The following is a 6,641-nucleotide window of genomic DNA, read 5'->3' on the forward strand; positions in this document are numbered from 1 at the left end:
TCCCGGAGACCACAGATGACACTCCTGACCGAGCAGCGCACACCGCGTACCCGCACCGACAAGCGCAAGACCCGTGGCAAGGTGCACCTCCGCGAGCACCTGATGGGGTGGCTCTTCGTCGGGCCGTTCGCGGTCGTCTTCCTGGCGTTCCTCATCGCGCCGCTGGGCTACGCGTTGTACCTCAGTCTCTTCCAGAAGAAGCTGATCGGCGGCACCAGCTTCGTCCTCTTCGACAACTACGTGAAGGCGTTCACCGACCCGAGCTTCCTGTCCGGGGCGTGGTTCGTCATCCGGTTCTCCCTCGTCGCCATCCCGCTGCAGATCGTCATCGCACTGGCGATGGCGCTCATCCTGGACGCGGTGACGTCCCTGTTCGCGCGCTTCTCCCGCCTCATGATCTTCCTGCCGTACGCGATCCCCACGGTGATCGGCGCGGTGATGTGGGGGTTCCTCTACAGCAAGGGCTTCGGCCCGCTCACCGACATCTTCGGGTTGTTCGGGGCGACGGCACCCGACTTCCTGGGCAGCAACCTGATCTTCTACGGCCTGCTGAACGTGGTCACCTGGCAGTGGGTCGGCTACTACATGATCATCCTGTACGCGGCGTTGCAGGGAGTCGACCCGACGCTCTACGAGGCCGCCCGGATGGACGGCGCCGGACGGTGGCAGGTCGCGCTGCGGATCAAGATCCCACTGATCGCGCCCGCGCTGATCCTCATCCTGGTCTTCGCACTCATCGGCACCCTGCAGTTCTTCAACGAACCGCAGATCCTGCGGTATCTCGCCGCCGGCACGATCGGGACGGACTTCACCCCCAACATGTACGCATACCAGCAGGCGTTCGCCCTCGCCAACTTCAACTACGGGTCGGCGATCTCGTTCGCCCTCGGCGGCATCGTGTTCATCTGCGTGTACGCATTCCTGTTCTTCACCCGCAAGCGGAGGAGCTTCCTCTGATGGCCAATCGCACAAGCGTCAGCGCAGGCCCCCGCCGGCCGCAACGCTATCTGCCGCTGCAGATCCTTCTCGGCTTCATGGTGATCTACTTCCTCGTACCGTTCTGGTGGGTCGTCGTCAACAGCTCCAAGGACGCACCGGGGTTGTTCGGCGGGGGCAACACGCTGTGGTTCTCCGACCAGATCGACTACGTCGGCAACCTCCGGCAGCTGTTCACCTACGACGGTGGCATCTACCTGCGGTGGATCCTCAACTCCACGTTGTACGCGATAGCCGGCGGAATCGGCGCCACGGTCCTGTCGGTGATGGCCGGCTACGGCTTCGCCAAGTACCGGTTCGCCGCTCGGCGCTTCAGCTTCGCCGTCGTGCTCGGCGCGCTGATGGTGCCCGCCACCGCCCTGGTCATCCCGACCTTCATCATGTTCTCCCGGCTTGGCCTGACCAACACGGTCTGGGCGGTGATCCTCCCGTCGCTGCTCAATCCGTTCGGCGTCTACCTGATGCACGTCTACGCGCGCGACGCCGTGCCCGACGAACTGCTGGACGCGGCACGTGTCGACGGCGCGGGCGAGGTGCGTACCTTCCTCCAGATCGCCCTTCCGCTGATGCGCCCCGCGGTGGTCACCGTGCTCCTACTGTCCGCCGTGGCGTCCTGGAACAACTACTTCCTGCCACTGGCCATGCTCTCCGACAACCGGCTCTTTCCGGTGACCGTCGGCCTCGGCCTCTGGCAGGGCATCGCCTCGGCGAACAACGCGGGGGGCACCTCGCTGTGGAGCCTCATCATCCTGGGCTCGCTCGTGTCGGTGATCCCACTGGTCATCGCGTTCTTCAGCCTGCAACGGCACTGGCGTGGCGGGCTGTCCGTCGGTGGCCTCCGGTAGGTGCCACCCCCTTGATCGCCGGATGACAGAGAGGTGTGCTGATGTCGACGACGGATCGTCCGCTGCGCAGCGGGCAGTGGTTCGGCGCGGAGGGCCGCAACGGGTTCATCCACCGATCCTGGATGCGCAACCAGGGTTTCGCGGACGACGTCTTCGACGGTCGCCCGGTGATCGGCATCGCCACCACCTGGTCGGAGCTGACACCCTGCAACGCCCACCTGCGCGACCTGGCCGAATCGGTGAAGCGAGGCGTGTGGGAGAGCGGCGGCCTGCCGCTGGAGTTCCCCGCCATGAGCCTGGGCGAGCCCCTGATGCGACCCACGACCATGCTCTACCGCAATCTGCTGGCCATGGAGTTGGAGGAGTCGGTCCGCGCCAACCCGCTCGACGGGGTGGTGCTGCTCTCCGGCTGTGACAAGACCACCCCCGGCCTGCTGATGGGCGCGGCGAGCGTCGACCTGCCCACCCTGATGATCACCGGTGGACCGATGCTGAACGGCAAGTTCCGGGGCCAGGACATCGGGTCGGGCACCGTCGTCTGGCGCTTCACCGAGGAGCAGCGTGCCGGCCGGATGACCGCGGCCGACTGCTCCGAGGCCGAGGTCGGCATGTCCCGCAGCCGGGGCCACTGCATGACCATGGGCACCGCCTCCACGATGGCCTGCGTGACCGAGGCACTGGGCGTGCAACTGCCGGGAGCGGCCGCCGTCCCGGCGGTCGACTCGCGCAGGTACGCGCTCGCGCAGGCCGCCGGCCGCCGGATCGTCGCCATGGTCGCGCAGGACCAGCGGCTTTCCACGGTGCTGACCCGGGAGGCGTTCGAGAACGCCATCCGGGTCAACGCGGCGATCGGCGGTTCCACGAACGCCGTCGTCCACCTGCTGGCGATCGCCGGACGCCTCGGCGTCGCGCTGTCCCTGGAGGACTTCGACACCCTCACCGCCGAGGTGCCCATGCTCGTCAACCTGATGCCGTCCGGGGCGTACCTGATGGAGGACTTCGCCTACGCGGGCGGCGTGCCGGCGGTGATGAACGAGATCGCCGCCCTGCTCAACATGGAGCACGTCACCGTCAGCGGCAAGAGCGTCGCCGACAACATCAGCGGCGTGCAGTGCTGGAACCGGCAGGTCATCGGCACCCTTGCCGAGCCGTTCCAACCCGCCGGCTCGGGCACCGTGGTCCTGCGCGGGTCGCTCGCGCCGTCCGGGGCCGTGCTGAAGGTCTCCGCCGCCTCCGCGCACCTCCTGCGACACACCGGGCCGGCGCTCGTCTTCGACCGGATCGAGGACTACGTCGTCGCCGCCGACGATCCGGACCTCGACGTCACCCCGGACACGGTGATCGTGGTGCGCAACGCCGGCCCCCGGGGCTATCCCGGCTTCCCGGAGGTGGGCAACGTGCCCATGCCACGACGGCTGCTCGCCGCCGGCATCACCGACATGGTGCGGATCTCCGACGCCCGGATGAGCGGCACCGGGTACGGCACCTGTGTCCTGCACGTGGCCCCGGAGGCCGCCGTGGGTGGCCCGCTCGCGCTTGTGCGCACCGGTGACCTGGTCCGCGTCGACGTCCCGACGCGGCGCCTGGACCTGCTGGTCGACGACGCGGCACTCACCCAACGCCGCGCCGCCTGGCAACCGCCACCGCGGACGGCCGACCGGGGGTGGACCCGCCTGTACAGCGAGCACGTTCTCCAGGCCGACCAGGGCGCGGACCTCGACTTTCTGGTCGGTGGCAGCGGCAGCGCCGTACCCCGGCACTCGCACTGACCGCCCGCGAACTCCACCACGGGCCGGTCGCGGAGCGGGAGCCTCAGCGTGGCTGGGGCTCCCGTCACCGCCCGCAGGCCCCGCACGCCCGGCGGGTACGCAGGTGGTAGTCGCTTGACGCCGCGAGGAGCCCGAGCCCCAGGACCCAGTACGCCGACATCGCCACCCAGAGGAACGTGTCGGAGAACTCGCTGACCGAGCCGGACACCAACTGCACAAGCCCCATGCCGAAGTACGCCACGATGCCCGCCCCGAGCCCGAAGCCGGGCACCAGCAGCACCAGACGGGGGATCGGGCGGCCGGCGAGCAGCGGCACCCACCCCGGCCAGACCTCACCCCAGTGGTGGACCAGCGCCAACGGCAACAGCACTCCCGCCAGCAACAGGCCGACCTCCAGCCCGATCACGGAGGGGTTCTGGATGAGGCTGTCGAACCCCACCGCGCCCTGTGCCGCGAAGCGCGTCACGAGGCCGGCCACCGCGACGTACGCCGCCCAGCGTGCCCACCGCGCGGGGACCACGCGGTGGGCACCGGGTCGCCCGGTTCGACAGCACTGCGGGCAGTCACCACGGGTGCGCCGCTGATAGCGGGCGGTGGCCAGGCCGAGCAGGGCCGCTCCGGTCACACAACCCAGCCGGCTGGCGAACGCCGTCGGGTCGAAGTGCGGGCTGACCGTGAACAGCAGGAAACCCACGAGCTCCGGCAGCAGGATCGCGGCGGCCGCGACCAGCGCCCCGGTGACCGCCCAGGCGACCCCCGCGAGCACCGGCCGCCACGTCGACACCCGGTCCAGCGCAACGGCCAGGACAGCCGCGGCCAGACACAGCGCCACCGACCACCAACCGGTGAAACCCACCAGGTCCGACCCGAACTGCCGGAACTCCGGGGCCTCGCCGACGGTCCACGCCAGACGCACGCCCCCGTATGCCACGGCCCAGCCGAGCACCGCGTACGTCAGGCCGTTGCCCGCCCCGCGGGCGATCGATGTCGTCATGCGTCCGATCCTCCCGCTGCCCCGGCTCGGGCGGACCCGCCGACAGGGGAGGCGTGCTCCCTCGCCGGAGGGAGCTGATCCGGACACCGACGGTCGCGCGCGCTGCTACGGTCACCGGCGCTGACCTGGCACTCCGCTCAACCTCGGCCCGGACGCAACCCGACGGTCGTCCGGACCCGTCGAGTGGGCAGAGGAGGGAGCCTCAATGATGGATGCCGAGCGGGAGTTCGTGGAGTACGTCTCCGCGCGACTGCCGAGCCTGCATCGGACCGCGTTCCTGATGTGCGGCGACGCCCATTTGGCCGACGACGTGGTGCAGCAGACGATCACGGCGTTGTACGTGCACTGGCGCAAGGTCAGCCGAGCCGACAACGTCGACGCGTACGTGCACCGGATGCTCGTCCACAAGCTCGTCGACGAGAAGCGGTTGAGCTGGTCGAAGGTCCGGTTGTCGGGGTCGACGCCCGAGCCGGCGCGCCCGGTCCTGCCGCACGACGAGGTGGCCGAGCGGGACAGCCTGGTCGCCGCGCTCGCCCGCCTGCCCCGCGGCCAGCGCACCGTGCTGGTCCTGCGGTTCCTGTGCGACCTGTCGCTCGCCGACACGGCCGCCGCGATGGGCTGCTCCGATGGCAACGTGAAGTCGCAGACGGCTCGGGCGCTGGCGGCGATCCGCCAGGTGCTCGACGTCACCGAGATGGCCGGAAGGAATTCGACATGACCACGCTGGACGACCAGCGGATCGCCGCACTGCTGCGATCGGCGCCGGTCCCCGAGCCGCACGTGGACGTGGACCGCGCGATCCGCGACGGCCGGCGTCGACGCCGGCGCCGCCGGGTCGGCGGTATCGCCACGGTGACGGTGCTGGCGGGGCTCGGCGCGGTGGGCGCCGTCCAGGTCGGCGGGGTCGCCGACGAACCCGCCCCGGTCCCACCGGCCATCGCGGCGTCGCCGACCGCGTCCGTGTCGACCGCGCCGGTCAGATCGCTCACCTGTGCGGTGGTCCTGCTGCCGCAGCCGACCCGTGGTTCGGTCGCGGTGGCGACCGGTGTCGATCCCACCGGGCGGCACATCGTCGGTGACATCGGCACCGGGAACGAGGACGGGCGGGTCGTGCTGTGGACCGACGGCCGGGCGACGGTCCTGCCGGCCGCCGCCCGGCACGGCGCCGCGGTCAACGCCGGCGGGTACGTGGTCGGCACCAACGGCGACGGCACCGGCTGGGTCTACCGGGGTGGGACCCTGCGTTCCCTGACCACCCCGCCCGGCTACGACGCGGTCCTGATCTACGCGGTCAACGGTCGGGGTGACATCGCCGGCACCGCCCGGAAGGCCGACGACACATCCCGTGCCGTGCTGTGGTCCGTGCACCGCCCGCAGCAGTACCGGTTCCTCGGCGGAGCGGGGTCCGCGGCGACCGGGATCACCGAGGACGGCACTGTCGTCGGCACGATGGGCGACCTGCCCTACCGGTGGACGCCCCAGGGCACCGGGGCCGAGTTGGCGGTGCCGGACGGCTACCCGCACGCCTCGGTCGAGTCGGCGCACGGCAACTGGGCGGTCGGCAGGGTCCCCGGTCCCGCGCGGGGCGGGGCCGTGCAGATGCTGCCGGTGCGGTGGGACCTGACGACCGGGGCGGCGGGCCTGCTGCCGTACCCGTCCGCGAGCGGGATCGCCGGCAACGGCGACCTGCTGGTCGACGACGGCGCGCCGATGATCGTCGCAGTGGACGGCACGTCCCGTCGGTTGCCGGGCCGGCCCGAGGTCCGGTCGACCGAGGCGGGCACGTACACGGCCAGCGGGATCAGCGACGACGGCCGGACCGTGGTCGGTGCCCTCTACGAGAAAGAGGAGCACCGGCCGCTGGTGTGGCGCTGCACCTGAGGTCGGCGCCGCCGACCCGCCCCACGAACGCCGGGTCGGGGCCGCGGCCCCCCCCCCCCGCCCCCCCCCCCCGGGGGCGGTGGGGGGGGCCCCCCCCCCCCGGCCCCGAGTCGACAGGGCGGGGGGGCCGGGGCCCTCCCGCCCCACGGGGGGCTC

The 6,641-nt window shown here is 71.1% G+C and carries 6 protein-coding genes; 5 read left to right on the top strand and 1 reads right to left on the bottom strand.

Translation table 11 applies throughout. The annotated features are described in order from the left end of the window. The first annotated feature begins 15 nt into the window (after positions 1–15). Genes ACFYPM_RS21440 through ACFYPM_RS21450 form a run of 3 tightly spaced genes read left to right on the top strand, consistent with a single transcriptional unit; the run spans position 16 to position 3,610 of the window. A complete protein-coding gene (locus tag ACFYPM_RS21440; protein ID WP_387199631.1) occupies positions 16–957 on the top strand; it encodes a carbohydrate ABC transporter permease in 942 nt (313 codons plus the stop codon). Continuing rightward, positions 957–1,841 (top strand): carbohydrate ABC transporter permease, encoded by an 885-nt coding sequence (locus tag ACFYPM_RS21445; protein ID WP_387199634.1) that lies wholly within the window; start codon positions 957–959, stop codon positions 1,839–1,841. The genes ACFYPM_RS21440 and ACFYPM_RS21445 overlap by 1 nt, the downstream gene beginning before the upstream one ends. Before the next feature lie 41 nt (positions 1,842–1,882). Further along, positions 1,883–3,610 (top strand): IlvD/Edd family dehydratase, encoded by a 1,728-nt coding sequence (locus tag ACFYPM_RS21450; RefSeq protein WP_387199637.1) that lies wholly within the window; start codon positions 1,883–1,885, stop codon positions 3,608–3,610. A 64-nt stretch (positions 3,611–3,674) separates the two neighbouring features. Here ACFYPM_RS21450 and ACFYPM_RS21455 read toward each other — a convergent pair whose 3' ends face one another. After that, entirely contained in the window at positions 3,675–4,604 is a 930-nt protein-coding gene (locus ACFYPM_RS21455) for a hypothetical protein (protein ID WP_387199640.1), read from the bottom strand. Positions 4,605–4,809: 205 nt separating this feature from the next. Between ACFYPM_RS21455 and ACFYPM_RS21460 the strand changes: the two genes are divergently transcribed. Then, entirely contained in the window at positions 4,810–5,322 is a 513-nt protein-coding gene (locus tag ACFYPM_RS21460; protein ID WP_387199643.1) for a SigE family RNA polymerase sigma factor, read from the top strand. Beyond that, the gene (locus tag ACFYPM_RS21465) at positions 5,319–6,485 is read left to right on the top strand and encodes a hypothetical protein (protein ID WP_387199646.1); all 1,167 of its coding nucleotides are present in this window, start codon (positions 5,319–5,321) and stop codon (positions 6,483–6,485) included. Before ACFYPM_RS21460 ends, ACFYPM_RS21465 begins: the two co-directional genes overlap by 4 nt. The last annotated feature ends 156 nt before the right edge of the window (positions 6,486–6,641 follow it).

The sequence above is a fragment of the Micromonospora sp. NPDC005203 genome, from assembly GCF_042872705.1.
GTDB lineage: Bacteria > Actinomycetota > Actinomycetes > Mycobacteriales > Micromonosporaceae > Micromonospora.